Below are 15206 nucleotides of genomic sequence, written 5' to 3'. Positions count from 1 at the left end.
TTCTGATAGACGTTGAACGGGCCGGCTTTCTTGATTGTTCTGTGTGCCGGGACGTATTTGGCGTTTACAGCACTTCGACGGAGATGATGCCGGCCGGTTCCATCGGACGGTCAGAGCGGTCGGTCGGCAGCGCTTCCAGCTTGTCGACCACAGCCTTGGATTCATCATCGGCGACCTCGCCGAAAATCGTGTGATGGCCATTGAGCCATTCGGTCGGCACGGTGGTGATGAAGAACTGGGAGCCGTTGGTGCCGTGGATCTTGCCGTCGATACCGCGGCGCAGACCGGCGTTCGCCATGGCCAGCAGATACGGACGGTCGAAGGTCAGGCCAGGAACGATTTCATCGTCGAAGTCATAGCCCGGGCCGCCGGTGCCGGTGCCCAGCGGGCAGCCGCCCTGGATCATGAAATCCTTGATGATGCGATGGAAGGTCAGGCCGTCGTAGAACGGTTCATGGGACGGCTGTCCGGTCATCGGATCGGTCCATTCCTTCTCGCCGGTGGCCAGACCCAGGAAGTTCTTCACGGTCACGGGAGCCTGCTCGTCGAACAGGTCGATCTTGATATCACCTTCAGAGGTGTGCATGATAACTGTTGTCATGTTTCGGATTTTCCCACATGTTCGGGACCAGGACGGCTATGTTATGCAAGAAAACATAAATATGCACTCCCTCGTATAAATGTATGCATAAATGTGTGTGTGCGTGTGCAGATGGCATGTACCAGTAGACAACATGTGTCGGCAAGGCACATAGGCAACGCGTGAATGGAGCCAGGAAAGGGAGTCCATGGAATATTTGGTGCTGATAGGCATCGTGATTGTCATTATCGGTTTCGTATTGAAGCTTGATTCAATCCTCATCATTTTCGCCGCGGCCATCGCAACCGCTTTGGTCGGTGGTCTCGGCGTGGACGGCTTCTTGGAAACATTGGGATCCTCATTCGTTTCCAATCGCAGCGTCGCACTGTTCATCATCATCGTGCTCGTAACGGGCACGCTGGAACGCAACGGTTTGAAACAGGCCGCAGCAACGCTGATCGGTAAGGTCAAAGGCGTCACTCCGGGTGTCATCATCGCATTGTATGGCGTGATGCGTCTGGTGTTCGCGGCATTCAACGTGGCCTTCGGCGGCGTCGCCGGTTTCGTGCGCCCCGTCGTCATCCCCATGGCAATCGGCGCCATTGAAGCGTGTGGCTATACGCCGAACGAGCAGCATGTCGAAGAAATCAAAGGCATGGCATCGGGCATGGAAAACGTGGCGAACTTCTTCGGCCAAGTCCTATTCGTCGGCACTGCAGGCGCGCTGCTGGTGCAATCCACTCTCTCCGGCCTTGGCTATGACGTGGACTTGCTGCGACTCGCCATCATTGAAATTCCGATGGCCCTGATCGCATTGGCCGTCACTGCAGTGTATTACATCATCAAAGACGCACGCCTGATCCGCCGCTATTACGGCGACGTCAAGCAACCGGCCACCGCGGTGGAAGGGGAGTGAACGCAATGCAGTTTTTCATGGATGCATCGGTTTCCCTCGGCGACAAAATGATGGAAGTCTTCTACATGTTCATGGGGTTCATGAGCGTGTATGCAGGCGTACGTAATCTACGCGACACCACGAATCCGCACCGTTACGGTACGTTCGTGTTCTGGGCGGCTTTGGGCGTCGTCATGGCGTTTGGTCGTTGGATTCCCGACGCTGCGGTCGGCGTGCTGGTTATCGTCATGGTGCTGCCGGCCATCATTCGTCGCGTCAGCAAGGGCACTTCTGCTGAGCCGTCGGCGGTGGAAGTCGAAACGAATGCCAAACGTATCGGTTTGAAGGTGTTTGCCCCGGCTTTGGCCATTGGCGTATTCGCGATTGTCGGCGCGGTGACGCCGAATGTGGGTGCGCTTGCGGGCTGCTGTGTTGGTGTGCTGATGTCGGCCGTCATCCTGTTCCTGCTCAATCATGCGAACAAGCCGATCGTGTTCCTCGACGATTCGGAGCGTCTGCTGTCTGCAATGGGACCGTTGTGCATGCTGCCGATGCTGCTGGCCAGCCTTGGCGCGATTTTCACTTCGGCCGGCGTGGGCGATGTGATCGCCGGCCTGGTCGGCATGGTGATTCCGAAGGGCAATATCACCGTCGGCATCATCGTGTTCGCTCTGGGCATGATGCTGTTCACCATGGTGATGGGCAACGCCTTCGCCGCGATCACCGTGATGACGGTGGGCATTGGCGCGCCGTTTGTATTGGCCTATGGCGCCGATCCTGCGGTTGTCGGCATTTTGGCGCTGACCAGCGGTTATTGCGGCACCCTGTTGACGCCGATGGCGGCGAATTTCAATATCGTGCCGGTTGCGATGCTTGATATGAAGGATCGTATGGGCGTGATCAGGAATCAGGTGCTGCCGGCGTTTGTGATGATCGTCGTGCAGATTGCCTATATGCTGGTCGCATCCTGAATCGTCTAGACTGCTTGCAGTCGCTATTTTGTGTGAAGGAGTCGAATGATGACCAAGGTGTTGGTGACGGGTTTTGATCCGTTCGGCGGGGAATCCGTCAATCCTGCGTTTGAAGCGGTCAAATTGCTGCCGGATGAGATTGCCGGTGCACAGATTGTGAAGCTGGAGATTCCGACGGTGTTCACGCGCAGTGCCGTTGTGCTGGAAGAGGCGATGCGGCGTGAGCAGCCGGACATTGTGATCTGCGTCGGACAGGCCGGCGGCCGTAGTGCGTTGACGGTGGAGAAAATCGCGATCAATCTCGCCGAGGCACGCATTCCTGATAACGACGGCGAGCAGCCGCTGGATACACCGCTTCGCGAGGATGGCGACGTCGCCTATTTCGCTTCCGTCCCGGTCAAGGCGATGGTGGCGAACGTGCGCGAGCACGGCCTGCCGGCATTCGTCTCCTACACTGCGGGCACCTTCGTGTGCAACAGCATCATGTACCACCTGCTGTATCTGATTGACCGCAAGTTCCCGGGCGTTCGCGGCGGCTTCATGCATGTGCCGTACGCCACGAGCCAGGTGGTCGATAAGCCGAACGGTACGCCGTTCATGCCGTTGCCCGATATCGCGAAGTCGCTGGAATACGCGATCGAAGCGGCGGTACGTGACGATGCCGCCCCTGATACGGCAATGGGCCAGACCCACTGAGCGATGACTGCGGCGACAGCTATGCCCAGTCGACGCCCCTCATCCGCCCCGTATCTCTTAGTGAGTCAAATCTGTAGGTAAAATCCGTTTACCATCTTGTTGACGGCTGCTCAGCGAGATGCTAAAGAGAATTTACCCACAGATTTGGCTCACTGGCTGTGGCTGTCTGCGTTGTGACTGGGACGGTCGGCGACGGGGCGGCGACGCCGGCGGTCTATCGTGCGTACGACACCAGGACGATCATTTGTGGACGACGAGCCGTGCGGAGCTGGATAGCGTGCTTAGGGCCGGCTGAAGTGACGAGGGCGTCGCCTTCGGCCAAGGCGCCACCGCCAACTGATCCTGTTTTCTTTATCGGGCCGGCTTCCCACATAAGGTTTTGAAAAAGCGACGCTGAGAGTCAATCAGCGTCGCTTTTTCAAAACCCAGCCCATATTGGGGCCTGTTAACGGCTCACCGCCTTACAGCACGTTGAAGTGCTTAAGGGCGTTCAGAATGCCGTCGTGGTCGACATCGTCGGTGATGTAATCGGCTGAGGCCTTCGCCGGTTCGGTGGCGTTGCCCATGGCCACGCCGATGCCTGCGAATGCGAGCATGTCGGCATCATTGCCGCCGTCGCCGAAGGCGATGATCTGGTCGACGGTCCAGCCGTACTTCTTCATGAAGCGTTTGATTCCTTCTGGCTTGCCGCCGTCGGCCGGAATCAGATCGGTGAAATCAGGATGCCAACGCACGCCTTTCACGTTCTTGCACAAGGCTACAATCTGCGCTTCTACCTCCGGCGTCACATACGGGCTGACCTGGAAGAAATCATGATCGTCAAGGCGTTCGCGCGGATTGTCGATTTCCACCTTCGGCGCCGTCTTGCCTAGCTTCTTCCACGTTGCGCGCATGTCATCGTTCACGTGATTGAAATACACGTGATCTTCCTCGCAGAAATTCACGACGATGTCCGGATGAGCTTCGGCCCAATCGACCAGTGTGCGCACGTCCTCCTTGAGCATGGCATGCTCTTCGAAGTAACCGCTGTCGTCGAAACAGCACTGTCCGTTCAAACCGACGACGCCGTCGAAATGCACGGGAATCGTATCCAAAACAACGCTCATATATTTAGGGGCGCGGCCGGTGCAGATGAACACCTTGATGCCTTTGGCCTGCAGTTGGTGCAGGGCATCGATGGTGGACTGAGGCACCGCATGGGTGGTGAAGCTGGTCAGCGTGCCGTCGATGTCGAAAAAGGCGGCCTTGATATCCGGAGTACTCATACCGTCACTATATCGCCACGACAAGTCGGAGCCGGCAAAACAAGGAAACAAGCAGGGGAACGGCATTGAATACGCGATATAAGCAACGTCGATAAGCAAAAGCCCCATCCGTCTGGAATTTGCCCGTCCGTTCCCGTATCGTGGTGCAAGCGCCGCCGGCGCGGCAAACGATTACGTCTGCTTGCCACCCAACGACGACAGGAGACCATCCCCATGGAAAACCGCGATCCCAAACTGTTCGATTACGATTTGGAACCGGTGCGCGTCAATCACACCGCGCGCAATATCGTCATCACGGTTATGGTGATGGTGCTTGTCGTCGTCTCGTTCATCGGATATCGGCTGATTCCCAAAGGCGACGCCGTCAAAGGCAGCGCGGCGAATCCGGTGAAAATCGGCGTCGTCGGAGCGACCGATTCTCACTGGGGCGAATTCAAACAACTCGCCGAACACAACGGCATTCATGTCGACATCATCGATTTTCAGGATTACACCTCGGAAAATCCTGCCGTCGCCACCGGAGAGCTGGATCTCAACCAATTCCAGCATCTGCTGTATTTGGCTGATTACAACGTGAAAAACAATCAGGATCTGCAGCCGATCGGAGCGACTGCCGTTTACCCGCTTAGCGTGTACTCCGAACAATATGACGACATCAATGCCATCGAATACGGCAAAACCGTCGCCATTCCAAACGACGAAACCAATCAGGCGCGCGCCATCGGTGTATTGAATGCGGCGGGACTGGTCACAATGAAGGATGAATGGAATCCGTTCGTCACACCGCAGGATATCGACGAGGAATCGTCCAAAGTCAAGGTCGTCGCGTTGAAGGCGGAACAGGTCGCCAATGCGTTGAAGGATCCGCAGATCGCCGCGGGCGTCATCAACAATGACTACATCGCGGACGCCGGCATCGATCCCGAGGACGCGATTTACAAGGACGACGCGCAATCCGAAGAGGCGAGGCCGTACATCAACGTGTTCGTCACACGCAAGGCGGATGCCGACAATGAACTGTACCGCCAGCTGGTATCGCTGTATCAGACGCAGCAGGTGCTGGACAAGTTGCAGGAGCAGTTCGCCGGTACGGCCGTGCTGGCGACGGGCTTCACCGCGGACGAATTGCAAGGCTATCTGGCCGATATCGAAAACGATATGCGCGGCTAGCGGCGGTAGCGCGCGCATGAAAAGAAGCCAGCGTATGAAGCCACCTGTAGTACGACGATTACAAGCGCGGCAAATTCGTACAGCGGCAAATAATAAATCGCAATTGGTAGAACGAACGGACAATATGACAGACAACAATCCCATCATCGTTTTCGATCATGTCACCAAGCAATATCCGCGCGCAAAGCAGGGAAATGGCGGCAAAAACGCCGGCAGCGGCCCGGCATACGCCGTCAACGACGTGAGCCTCACCATCAATGAAGGCGAGATTTTCGGCATCATCGGCCATTCCGGTGCCGGCAAATCCACACTGGTGCGCATGATCAACGCGCTGGAAAAGCCCACATCGGGCAGCGTGCGCGTGCTCGGCACCGAAGTGAGCGTGTTGAGCGAAGCGAAACTGCGTCCGATCCGACGAGACATCGGCATGATCTTCCAGCAATTCAATCTGTTCTCGTCGAAAACGGTGGCGCAGAACGTCGCCTACCCGATGCAGCTCGACCATTGGCGTAAGGATTTTCAGGAGCGTCGTGTCGGCGAATTACTTGATTTCGTAGGACTCCGCGATCATGCCGACAAATATCCGAGCCAGCTTTCCGGCGGTCAGAAACAGCGTGTGGGCATTGCGCGAGCATTGGCGACCAGTCCGAAGATCCTGCTCGCCGACGAAGCGACCAGCGCGCTCGACCCGCAGACCACCAACGAGGTCCTGACCTTGCTCAAGCAGGTGAACCGTCATTTCGGCGTCACCATTGTGCTGATCACGCATCAGATGGAAGTCGTGCAGCGCTTTGCCGACCGTATCGCCGTGATGAGCGACGGCCGTGTCATCGAATCGGGTGACGCGTACGACGTATTCGCAGCACCGCAGCATGACGTGACCAAGCGTTTCGTCGGCACCGCACTGCACGGGCTGCCGGAGCCTGAACGAATTGACGCGTTGCATGAACAATGGCAGGGCCGCATCGTAACCGTGCTGGTCAGGCAGAAGCCGACCGGCATCGGTGTCGCCGGCGGTGTTGGCGCTGCTGATGCGAATGCCGTCACCGGAACATCCGGCCAGAATATTTCCGAACTGATCGCCAAGCATCGCATCGCCAGCAGTCTGCTGTATGGCGGCATCGACACAGTGAAGGGCTCCGCGGTGGGCGCGATCACCTATGAATTTTCAGGATCGAAGCAGGAAGTCGACGATTTCCTGCGGGAATTGGCGAAACACAGCGATATCGCCGATTTCGGCACGGCGGCAGATCCTGTGCCATACGACAAGGCGGTGTCGCTTGCCGCGGCGGGAACAGCGATTGACAAGAACGATGGCGTATACGCGGATGATGATATGAGCGTGAATGAAGGACAGGAATAAACAATGACGACGATTACTGCATTTTCTGAAATCGCCGCACATGCGATCGGTGCAGGTGCTGCCGACTCTGCGCATATTGCCGGCGGCGTATCCGGCGCGGCCGGCACTCCCATCGCACTCACCCTGCAAGGCGACTGGACCGTGCTCGGGCCACTGCTGATCGAATCCGTCGGCCAAACCCTGCGTATGGTGGCGACCACCATGCTCACCGGCGGCGTGCTCGGCCTTGTACTCGGCATCATCCTGTACGGCACGCGCCCGGGCAACCTGTTCGCCAACGCCGTCGTGTACCGAATTCTGGACGTGCTGATCAATATCATCCGCCCGGTGCCGTTCATCATTTTCCTTGCCGCCATGCAGCCGGTGACCATCGCGGTGACGGGAACCTCCATTGGTACGACCGCCGCCATCTTCCCGATGAGCGTCATGTGCACGGTGGCCACGGCGCGACTGGTCGAACAGAATCTCGTCCCCGTCGACCCCGGCATGATCGAAGCGGCCCGATCCATGGGCGCCTCCAAGTTCACCATCATCCGCACCGTACTGATTCCCGAAGCACTCGGCCCGCTGATTCTCGCCTACGCGTTTCTGTTTGTCGGAGTGCTCGACATGTCCGCCATGGCCGGCTACATCGGAGGCGGTGGACTGGGTAATTTCGCCATCGCCTACGGCTATCAGAAATTCGACCCCGTTGTCACATGGGCGGCCGTGGCCATCATGATCGTGCTCGTACAGGTCGTGCAGGCGCTCGCCAATATGATTGCAGCCCGCCTGACGCGCCGATAGAGGCACCGAATCGGTGCTAGATTGAAGCCATGACTCAGATTCGTTTCGCACTCGCTCAAATCGACACCTGCGTCGGCGCGCTTGACGCCAACGTCGACAAGGTCATGCGTTTCAGCCATGACGCCGCAAAGAACAATGCGCAGGTCGTTATTTTCCCGGAAATGACGCTGACCGGTTATCCGATCGAAGATCTTGCCCTGCGCGGCACCTTCCGCAAGGCCGTATGGCAGAAGGCCGATGCGCTGGCCGTACAGCTTGCCGACGAAGGTCTCGGCGGCTTGTATGTGATGGTCGGCACCATCGGCACCGACCGCACTGACGGACGCCCGCGCAATCGACTTGTCGTGCTTCATGACGGCGTGGTATGGGCCGGATACGACAAGCATTTCCTGCCCAACTACGGCGTGTTCGATGAATTTCGTATCTTCTCTTCCGGAGACCGTTCCATGGTCCTCGACGTCGACGGCGTACGCGTCGGTGTGGCGATCTGCGAAGACATCTGGCAGGATGGCGGTCCGGTCGCCGAATTGGCCGAGTGCGGTATCGACGTGCTGGCCACAATGAATGGCTCCCCATATGAGGAAGGCAAGACCGGCGTACGCCGTGAGTTGGCGGAACACCGTGCGGCCGAAGTGAACGCGCCGCTGATCTACCTCAACCAAGTCGGCGGCCAGGACGATCTGGTCTTCGACGGCGGCAGCTTCGTCGTCGATCGTGACGGCACCTTGCTGGAACGTTCGCCGATGTTCATGGAATCGTTGGAATACTTTGATTTCGACACGGAAGCCGAACGCCAGAAGCCTTCACATATCGAGCCTGAACTCGACCCGGACGAGGAAGTGTACACGGCCTGTGTGCTTGGCTTGAAGGATTACATGGCCAAGAACGGATTCCGCGGCGTATGCCTCGGCCTGTCCGGCGGCATCGATTCCGCGTTGGTCGCCGCGATGGCGGCCGACGCCTGTGGCGGTGAGAACGTGTATGGCATTTCCATGCCGAGCATGTATTCCTCTGACGGTTCGAAGGACGATGCCGCCGATTTGGCTGCGAATATCGGCGCGCATTATGACGTGCAACCGATCGAGCCACTGTTCGTCTCCTTCCAGAATCAGCTGGAATTGGATGGCGTGGCCGCGGAGAATCTGCAGGCGCGTATTCGTGGCGTCATCGTGATGGCGTATTCGAATTCCAAGGGATTGCTGGCCGTCGCGACCGGCAACAAGTCCGAGCTTGCCTGCGGTTATTCGACGATTTACGGCGATGCCGTCGGTGGCTACGCGCCGATCAAGGATCTGCTGAAGACGCGTGTGTGGGAGCTGTCCCGTTGGCGCAATCGCGCCGCCGCCGCGGGCGTCGGCATTGGCGGTCTGCGCATTGTCGGCAATGAGCAGGGTGATGCCGGCGTTGCTCTGACGGATGGTGTGATGATTCCGGTCAATTCGATTGAGAAGGCGCCGAGCGCGGAATTGCGTCCTGGCCAGAAGGATTCGGATTCGTTGCCGGAATATGAGCTGCTGGATAAGGTGCTGGCCGCGTATATCGAGCATGCGCATGGCCGCGCTGATCTGTTGGCCGACGGTTTCGATGAGCAGACGGTTGATACGGTGATGCGTTTGGTCGACCGCGCCGAATGGAAGCGTCGTCAATATCCGCTTGGACCGAAGGTCACTGCCTTGGCGTTTGGCCGAGATCGTCGTCTGCCGGTGACCAATGGCTTCCGCGAATAGCGTGATTCGTCACGTTATATAACGCGTAACAAAAAGGACGCGCTGAACGTTGTGTGAAATGCCATGTGATGAAGCTCACATGGCATTTCAGCTTGTTGTAAGAAAACCGTAACTAGAATCAACAATCAATGACAGCGTAACGATGCGTTGTCAAGAAACACTGATTAAAGGAGTGGACAATGGCAGCAGTTGATGCAACCGCGGTCTCCCAGGAAGAGCTGAACGCTCAGGCTTGGGAAGGCTTTGTTGAAGGCAACTGGCAGAAGGACATTGATGTCCGTGACTTCATCCAGAAGAACTACACCCCGTACGAGGGCGACGAGTCCTTCCTGGCCAACGCTACCGACAAGACCAAGCACCTGTGGAAGTATCTGGACGACAATTATCTGGCGGTCGAGCGCAAGCAGCGCGTCTACGATGTGGATACCCACACCCCGGCAGGCATTGATGCCTTCCCGGCTGGCTACATCGATTCCGCCGATGTCGATAACGTGATCGTCGGCCTGCAGACTGATGTCCCGTGCAAGCGCGCCATGATGCCGAACGGCGGCTGGCGTATGGTTGAGCAGGCAATCAAGGAAGCCGGCAAGGAACCGGATCCGGAGATCAAGAAGATCTTCACCACCTACCGCAAGACCCACAACGACGGCGTGTTCGGCGTGTACACCAAGCGCATCAAGGTCGCTCGCCACAACAAGATCCTTACCGGTCTGCCGGATGCCTACGGCCGCGGCCGCATCATCGGTGATTACCGTCGTGTCGCCCTGTACGGCGTGAACGCCCTGATCAAGTTCAAGCAGCGCGACAAGGATTCCATCCCGTACCGCAACGACTTCACCGAACCGGAGATCGAGCACTGGATCCGCTTCCGTGAAGAGCATGACGAGCAGATCAAGGCCCTGAAGCAGCTGATCAACCTCGGCAACGAGTATGGCTTGGACCTGTCCCGCCCTGCTCAGACCGCTCAGGAAGCCGTGCAGTGGACCTACATGGGCTACTTGGCGTCCATCAAGAGCCAGGACGGCGCCGCAATGTCCTTCGGCCGTGTTTCCACCTTCTTCGATATCTTCTTCGAGCGTGACCTCAAGGCCGGTAAGATCACCGAAACCGACGCTCAGGAAATCATCGACAACCTGGTCATGAAGCTGCGTATCGTGCGCTTCCTGCGTACCAAGGATTACGACGCGATCTTCTCCGGCGATCCGTACTGGGCGACCTGGTCCGACGCTGGCTTCGGCGATGACGGCCGTACCCTGGTCACCAAGACCTCGTTCCGTCTGCTCAATACCCTGACTCTTGAGCACCTTGGACCTGGCCCGGAGCCGAACATCACCATCTTCTGGGATCCGAAGCTGCCGGAAGGCTATAAGCGTTTCTGCGCCAAGATCTCCATCGACACCTCGGCCATCCAGTACGAATCCGATAAGGAAATCCGCTCCCACTGGGGCGATGACGCCGCCATCGCATGCTGTGTCTCTCCGATGCGCGTGGGCAAGCAGATGCAGTTCTTCGCCGCTCGTGTGAACTCCGCCAAGGCCCTGCTGTACGCCATCAACGGCGGTCGTGATGAAATGACCGGCATGCAGGTCATCGACAGGGGCGTTATCGACCCGATCACTCCGGAGGCCGACGGCTCCCTGGATTACGAGAAGGTCAAGGCCAACTACGAGAAGGCTCTCGAATGGCTGTCCGAAACCTACGTGCAGGCGCTGAACATCATCCACTACATGCATGATAAGTATGCATACGAGTCCATCGAAATGGCTCTGCACGACAAGGAAGTCTACCGTACCCTTGGTTGCGGTATGTCCGGCCTGTCCATCGCCGCCGACTCCCTGTCTGCCTGCAAGTACGCCAAGGTCTATCCGATCTACAACAAGGATGCCAAGGATATGCCGGGCCACGAGTACGAGTACGTCGAAGGTGCTGATGACGATCTGGTTGTCGGCTACCGCACCGAAGGCGAATTCCCGCTGTATGGCAATGACGACGATCGTGCCGACGACATCGCCAAGTGGGTTGTGTCCACCGTCATGGGCCAGGTCAAGCGTCTGCCGGTCTACCGTGGCGCCGTTCCGACCCAGTCCATCCTGACCATCACCTCCAACGTCGAGTACGGCAAGAACACCGGTTCCTTCCCGTCCGGCCACCAGAAGGGCACCCCGTACGCTCCGGGTGCCAATCCGGAGAACGGCATGGATTCCCACGGCATGCTGCCGTCCATGTTCTCCGTCGGCAAGATCGACTACAACGATGCTCTCGACGGCATCTCGCTGACCAACACCATCACCCCTGATGGCCTGGGCCGCGATGAGGACGAGCGTATCGGCAACCTGGTCGGCATCCTGGACGCCGGCAATGGCCACGGCCTGTATCATGCCAACATCAACGTGCTGCGCAAGGAGCAGCTCGAGGATGCCGTTGAGCACCCGGAGAAGTATCCGCACCTGACCGTGCGCGTCTCCGGCTACGCGGTGAACTTCGTCAAGCTCACCAAGGAGCAGCAGCTCGACGTGATTTCCCGTACCTTCCACCAGGGCGCTGTCTGCGACTGATCGAAGGCGATGGAACCAATCGGCAGTCGCATAAGTGACATGCCATTGTGAAACACGTCAAACGAGGCGGAAACCCTTGCGAGGATTTCCGCCTCGTTTTGCTGTATGCGGCAGCGACGATAGCGTATGGACGCCGCCATACGGGTAAGGCAAATCACAGTTTCTTAAGGCGCGTCACGGCGCGGATTCCTGCAAGTTTTGCTATGGTCGAATGCAGTTGTATCAGATGGGCAGTTTGCTTCAAGGGGGACGATGATGTCTGAAATCCGGCAATTCCGCACAACCACACCGCATATGCTCAAAGCGTCGAAAGAATATGCCAGCCAGACCCTGATGGGTGGTCTGTCAGGCTTCGAATCGCCAATCGGTCTTGACCGTCGCGACCGCATCAACGCATTGAAAACAGGTGATATCGGTTTCGTCCATTCCTGGGATATCAACACTTCCGTCGACGGCCCCGGCACGCGCATGACCGTGTTCATGAGTGGCTGCCCGTTGCGCTGCCAATACTGCCAGAACCCGGACACGTGGAAAATGCGTGACGGAAGGCCGGTGTACCTGCAGGCGATGATCGACAAGGTCGCCCGCTACGCCGACCTGTTCAAAGCCACCAAAGGCGGCATCACCTTCTCCGGTGGCGAATCCATGATGCAGCCCGCTTTTGTCTCTCGCGTATTCCGCGCCGCCAAGGAAATGGGCGTGCACACCTGTTTGGACACGTCGGGCTTTCTGAACAAGAATTACACGGATGACATGATCGAAGATATTGACTTGTGCCTGCTTGACGTCAAATCCGGTGATGAGGAAACCTACGCGAAGGTGACGGGCGGCGTGCTGGCGCCGACCATCGAATTCGGTCAGCGCTTGGCGAAGGCGGGCAAAAAGATCTGGGTGCGTTTCGTACTTGTGCCGGGATTGACCAGTTCCGAGGAGAACGTGGAAAACGTCGCGAAAATCTGTGAAACCTTCGGAGAGGCCGTCGAACATATCGATGTATTGGGCTTCCATCAGCTTGGCCGTCCGAAGTGGCACGAGTTGCGCATCCCGTATCCGTTGGAGGATCAGAAGGGGCCTTCCGCTGAAATGCGCAAGCGTGTCAAGGAACAGTTCGAATCACACGGCTTCGTCGTGTACTGACGAATCCCATAGGTCGCAAAGAAGGCTTCTTCCGCATTTGTGTCCAGTATGTGGAGGAAGCCTTTTTCGTGCAGGATAACAACGCGTGTAATACCTCAAAACAATCCGCCGTGACTTAGCCTTGGGTTATGGCGGATATTTTTGTATTCCCCGCAAGGATGCAGGGGGAGGAGTCCGTTCGAAGCGCAACGTCGTCGACTTCGGACCGTTCGTCGGAACGCCCTGACGGGCTTCCGGATGATTTCTGGAATGCCGTGTGTTCGATTCGTCGAATGCAGCGGCTTCGCGGAGTGATGTATCAGGAGATTCCCGCTCCCGTTTCCGCGGCTGACCATGGCATTTCCGTCGCATTGGACGTGGTCGAAGATGGCGACAGTCCACGATATGCGGCATCCGGTTGGGTGACCGTGCTCTATGCGGCCGACCGGCGTTTCCGTAAAGGTAGCAAATGGTATTGCATGGCGTTTGCGTCGATTCCCAAAGAGGGTCATGATCGAAAAATGCTTACGCCTGCGACATGCTGGAAGATGATGCGAAAACACATCACTCATGTGGCGGATGACGAGCCGGCCGGCACGGTGACGCTTACCAGCAACACGCCGTTCGGCGATTTTTCCGCCCGCCCTCACGATGGCTGTGAGATACGCGTGTCTTGGACTCCGCTAAACTATGCCGAGGAAGATGGAGAGGAATGCGATGCCGGTGCCCAAGTGGCGGCATGGGCGTCCTTTCTGAAATCCACGGTGAATTGCGAGGAGGATCGTCCTGTTGAATGATGAGCCCAAGCTGCTGGCGCAGCCGCGTGAAGGCGTTCCGGATGTCATTGATTCGATGGATGAGTTTCACGCATATTGCGAAGCGCTGGCATCTGGACGAGGCCCTGTTGCCGCGGACGCGGAGCGCGCGTCAGGATTCCGGTATGGGCATGAGGATTGGTTGGTGCAATTCAAGCGCGAGGGCGCGGGAATCGCACTGATTGATCCGCAGGCATTGGCGGCGCAGGGCGTTGATTGGGATGAATTCAATGACGCCGTGGGCGACGCCACATGGATTCTGCATGATGCGATGCAGGATCTTCCAGGCTTCTACGATCTTGGCATCAAGCCGCGCAGGCTGTTCGATACTGAGGTGGCGGCCCGTTTGCTTGGCCTGCATCGTTTCGGGTTGTCGGCGGTGACCGAGCATTTCCTCGGTATGACCTTGGCCAAGGAACATTCGGCCGCTGACTGGTCGTATCGTCCTCTTCCGCGTGATTGGCGCAATTACGCGGCGCTGGATGTGGAATTGCTGGCCGAACTCAGAGAGCGTCTTATCGATGAACTACAAGCCCAAGGCAAGGATGAGTGGGCCGAAGAGGAATTCGCGTATGTTCTGGCGGAGGGATTGCGGCCGCGCAAGGAACACCCCGTGCCGTGGATGCGTATTTCCCGAATCACCACGATCAGCAAGGACCCGCGTGCTTTGGCCGTCGCCAAAGCACTGTGGGAAAAGCGGGAAGAACTTGCGAAAGACAATGACATCGCGCCCAGCCTGCTGCTCGCTGATTCCTCGATTATCGAAGCCGCGCAGATTCGTCCGCGCAATGCGCGCGAATTCCGCATGGTGCGTTGTCTGAACGAACGTGTGCGCATTCACACCGGCGGCGCGCAAGACAAGATGTTCGAACGGTATGCGCCGATTCAGCGATCCATCAAGCCTCGTGTGTGGAAGGATACGATTCAGGAAGCGTTGGCCCTGCCTCGCAGCAAGTGGCCGACGATGCCTCCGAACTCTTCCGACGGCCAAGGCCACGCGCCCCGCTCCATGAAGCAATGGCAGCGTCATCCCGAACGCTACAGGCGTCTGCAAAGGGTGCGTGATGTCATCAATCAGATTGCGGACGACACCAGAACACCTGCCGATGTGATCATCAAACCGCAGTATTTGCGTAACCTGTGCTGGTCGGATGGCGCCGGTAATGAGGACGTGGCGAAATTCCTCAAAGAGCAGGGCGCACGTGATTGGCAGGTCTCGTTGATTGCAGCGTCCGTGAGTCGCGTTATCATGTAGAGGTTGCCTAAC

Annotated in this window: 13 protein-coding genes; 11 read left to right on the top strand and 2 right to left on the bottom strand. The window is 57.7% G+C overall.

Going from position 1 to position 15206, the window contains the following annotated elements; all coding sequences use genetic code 11:
- Window positions 1–64: 64 nt before the first annotated feature.
- Window positions 65–601 carry a peptidylprolyl isomerase gene (locus AC1AWD_RS04940; RefSeq protein ID WP_476564182.1) on the bottom strand — a complete coding sequence of 179 codons (537 nt, stop codon included), beginning with the start codon at window positions 599–601 and terminating at the stop codon, window positions 65–67.
- Window positions 602–788: 187 nt separating this feature from the next.
- On the opposite strand from AC1AWD_RS04940, the gene AC1AWD_RS04935 reads away from it, so the two are divergent.
- Genes AC1AWD_RS04935 through pcp form a run of 3 tightly spaced genes read left to right on the top strand, consistent with a single transcriptional unit; the run spans window position 789 to window position 3142 of the window.
- Complete coding sequence (locus tag AC1AWD_RS04935) at window positions 789–1496, top strand: 5-oxoproline transporter, DUF969 family subunit (protein ID WP_476564180.1); 708 nt, start codon at window positions 789–791, stop codon at window positions 1494–1496.
- 5 nt (window positions 1497–1501) lie between these two features.
- On the top strand, window positions 1502–2446 hold the full coding sequence (locus AC1AWD_RS04930) for a DUF979 domain-containing protein (protein ID WP_476564178.1): 945 nt from the start codon (window positions 1502–1504) through the stop codon (window positions 2444–2446).
- Window positions 2447–2494: 48 nt separating this feature from the next.
- Window positions 2495–3142: a pyroglutamyl-peptidase I gene (pcp, locus tag AC1AWD_RS04925; RefSeq protein WP_476564604.1), complete on the top strand. Its 648-nt coding sequence runs from the start codon at window positions 2495–2497 to the stop codon at window positions 3140–3142.
- Between the two features lie 461 nt (window positions 3143–3603).
- On the opposite strand, the gene AC1AWD_RS04920 is transcribed toward pcp, so the two are convergent.
- Complete coding sequence (locus AC1AWD_RS04920) at window positions 3604–4407, bottom strand: Cof-type HAD-IIB family hydrolase (RefSeq protein WP_476564176.1); 804 nt, start codon at window positions 4405–4407, stop codon at window positions 3604–3606.
- Window positions 4408–4620: 213 nt separating this feature from the next.
- Between AC1AWD_RS04920 and AC1AWD_RS04915 the strand changes: the two genes are divergently transcribed.
- From AC1AWD_RS04915 to AC1AWD_RS04880, 8 genes are all read left to right on the top strand, one after another.
- Entirely contained in the window at window positions 4621–5577 is a 957-nt protein-coding gene (locus tag AC1AWD_RS04915) for a MetQ/NlpA family ABC transporter substrate-binding protein (RefSeq protein ID WP_476564174.1), read from the top strand.
- 124 nt (window positions 5578–5701) lie between these two features.
- Window positions 5702–6940: a methionine ABC transporter ATP-binding protein gene (locus AC1AWD_RS04910; protein ID WP_476564173.1), complete on the top strand. Its 1239-nt coding sequence runs from the start codon at window positions 5702–5704 to the stop codon at window positions 6938–6940.
- A 186-nt stretch (window positions 6941–7126) separates the two neighbouring features.
- Window positions 7127–7726, top strand: a complete 600-nt coding sequence (locus tag AC1AWD_RS04905; protein WP_476564602.1) for a methionine ABC transporter permease — start codon at window positions 7127–7129, stop codon at window positions 7724–7726.
- Between the two features lie 29 nt (window positions 7727–7755).
- The gene (locus AC1AWD_RS04900; RefSeq protein ID WP_476564171.1) at window positions 7756–9453 is read left to right on the top strand and encodes an NAD+ synthase; all 1698 of its coding nucleotides are present in this window, start codon (window positions 7756–7758) and stop codon (window positions 9451–9453) included.
- Between the two features lie 179 nt (window positions 9454–9632).
- Window positions 9633–12008 (top strand): formate C-acetyltransferase, encoded by a 2376-nt coding sequence (gene pflB / locus AC1AWD_RS04895; RefSeq protein WP_476564170.1) that lies wholly within the window; start codon window positions 9633–9635, stop codon window positions 12006–12008.
- Window positions 12009–12263: 255 nt separating this feature from the next.
- Window positions 12264–13145, top strand: coding sequence for a pyruvate formate-lyase-activating protein (pflA, locus tag AC1AWD_RS04890; protein ID WP_476564600.1), 882 nt, complete (start codon window positions 12264–12266; stop codon window positions 13143–13145).
- 128 nt (window positions 13146–13273) lie between these two features.
- Window positions 13274–13921 carry a DUF3000 family protein gene (locus AC1AWD_RS04885; protein WP_476564168.1) on the top strand — a complete coding sequence of 216 codons (648 nt, stop codon included), beginning with the start codon at window positions 13274–13276 and terminating at the stop codon, window positions 13919–13921.
- Entirely contained in the window at window positions 13914–15194 is a 1281-nt protein-coding gene (locus AC1AWD_RS04880) for an HRDC domain-containing protein (protein ID WP_476564166.1), read from the top strand. The genes AC1AWD_RS04885 and AC1AWD_RS04880 overlap by 8 nt, the downstream gene beginning before the upstream one ends.
- Window positions 15195–15206: the final 12 nt, after the last annotated feature.

This window comes from Bifidobacterium sp. LH_512, assembly GCF_056356435.1.
Note: the sequence above shows the minus strand (reverse complement) of the source record. Positions and strands in the feature narration are given on the sequence as shown.

What these genes read in the sequence shown, in the direction of transcription:
- AC1AWD_RS04940 (WP_476564182.1), bottom strand. Translation starts at nt 601, where the DNA reads ATGACAACAGTTATCATGCACACCTCTGAAGGTGATATCAAGATCGAC.
- AC1AWD_RS04935 (WP_476564180.1), top strand. Translation starts at nt 789, where the DNA reads ATGGAATATTTGGTGCTGATAGGCATCGTGATTGTCATTATCGGTTTC.
- AC1AWD_RS04930 (WP_476564178.1), top strand. Translation starts at nt 1,502, where the DNA reads ATGCAGTTTTTCATGGATGCATCGGTTTCCCTCGGCGACAAAATGATG.
- pcp (WP_476564604.1), top strand. Translation starts at nt 2,495, where the DNA reads ATGACCAAGGTGTTGGTGACGGGTTTTGATCCGTTCGGCGGGGAATCC.
- AC1AWD_RS04920 (WP_476564176.1), bottom strand. Translation starts at nt 4,407, where the DNA reads ATGAGTACTCCGGATATCAAGGCCGCCTTTTTCGACATCGACGGCACG.
- AC1AWD_RS04915 (WP_476564174.1), top strand. Translation starts at nt 4,621, where the DNA reads ATGGAAAACCGCGATCCCAAACTGTTCGATTACGATTTGGAACCGGTG.
- AC1AWD_RS04910 (WP_476564173.1), top strand. Translation starts at nt 5,702, where the DNA reads ATGACAGACAACAATCCCATCATCGTTTTCGATCATGTCACCAAGCAA.
- AC1AWD_RS04905 (WP_476564602.1), top strand. Translation starts at nt 7,127, where the DNA reads ATGGTGGCGACCACCATGCTCACCGGCGGCGTGCTCGGCCTTGTACTC.
- AC1AWD_RS04900 (WP_476564171.1), top strand. Translation starts at nt 7,756, where the DNA reads ATGACTCAGATTCGTTTCGCACTCGCTCAAATCGACACCTGCGTCGGC.
- pflB (WP_476564170.1), top strand. Translation starts at nt 9,633, where the DNA reads ATGGCAGCAGTTGATGCAACCGCGGTCTCCCAGGAAGAGCTGAACGCT.
- pflA (WP_476564600.1), top strand. Translation starts at nt 12,264, where the DNA reads ATGTCTGAAATCCGGCAATTCCGCACAACCACACCGCATATGCTCAAA.
- AC1AWD_RS04885 (WP_476564168.1), top strand. Translation starts at nt 13,274, where the DNA reads ATGGCGGATATTTTTGTATTCCCCGCAAGGATGCAGGGGGAGGAGTCC.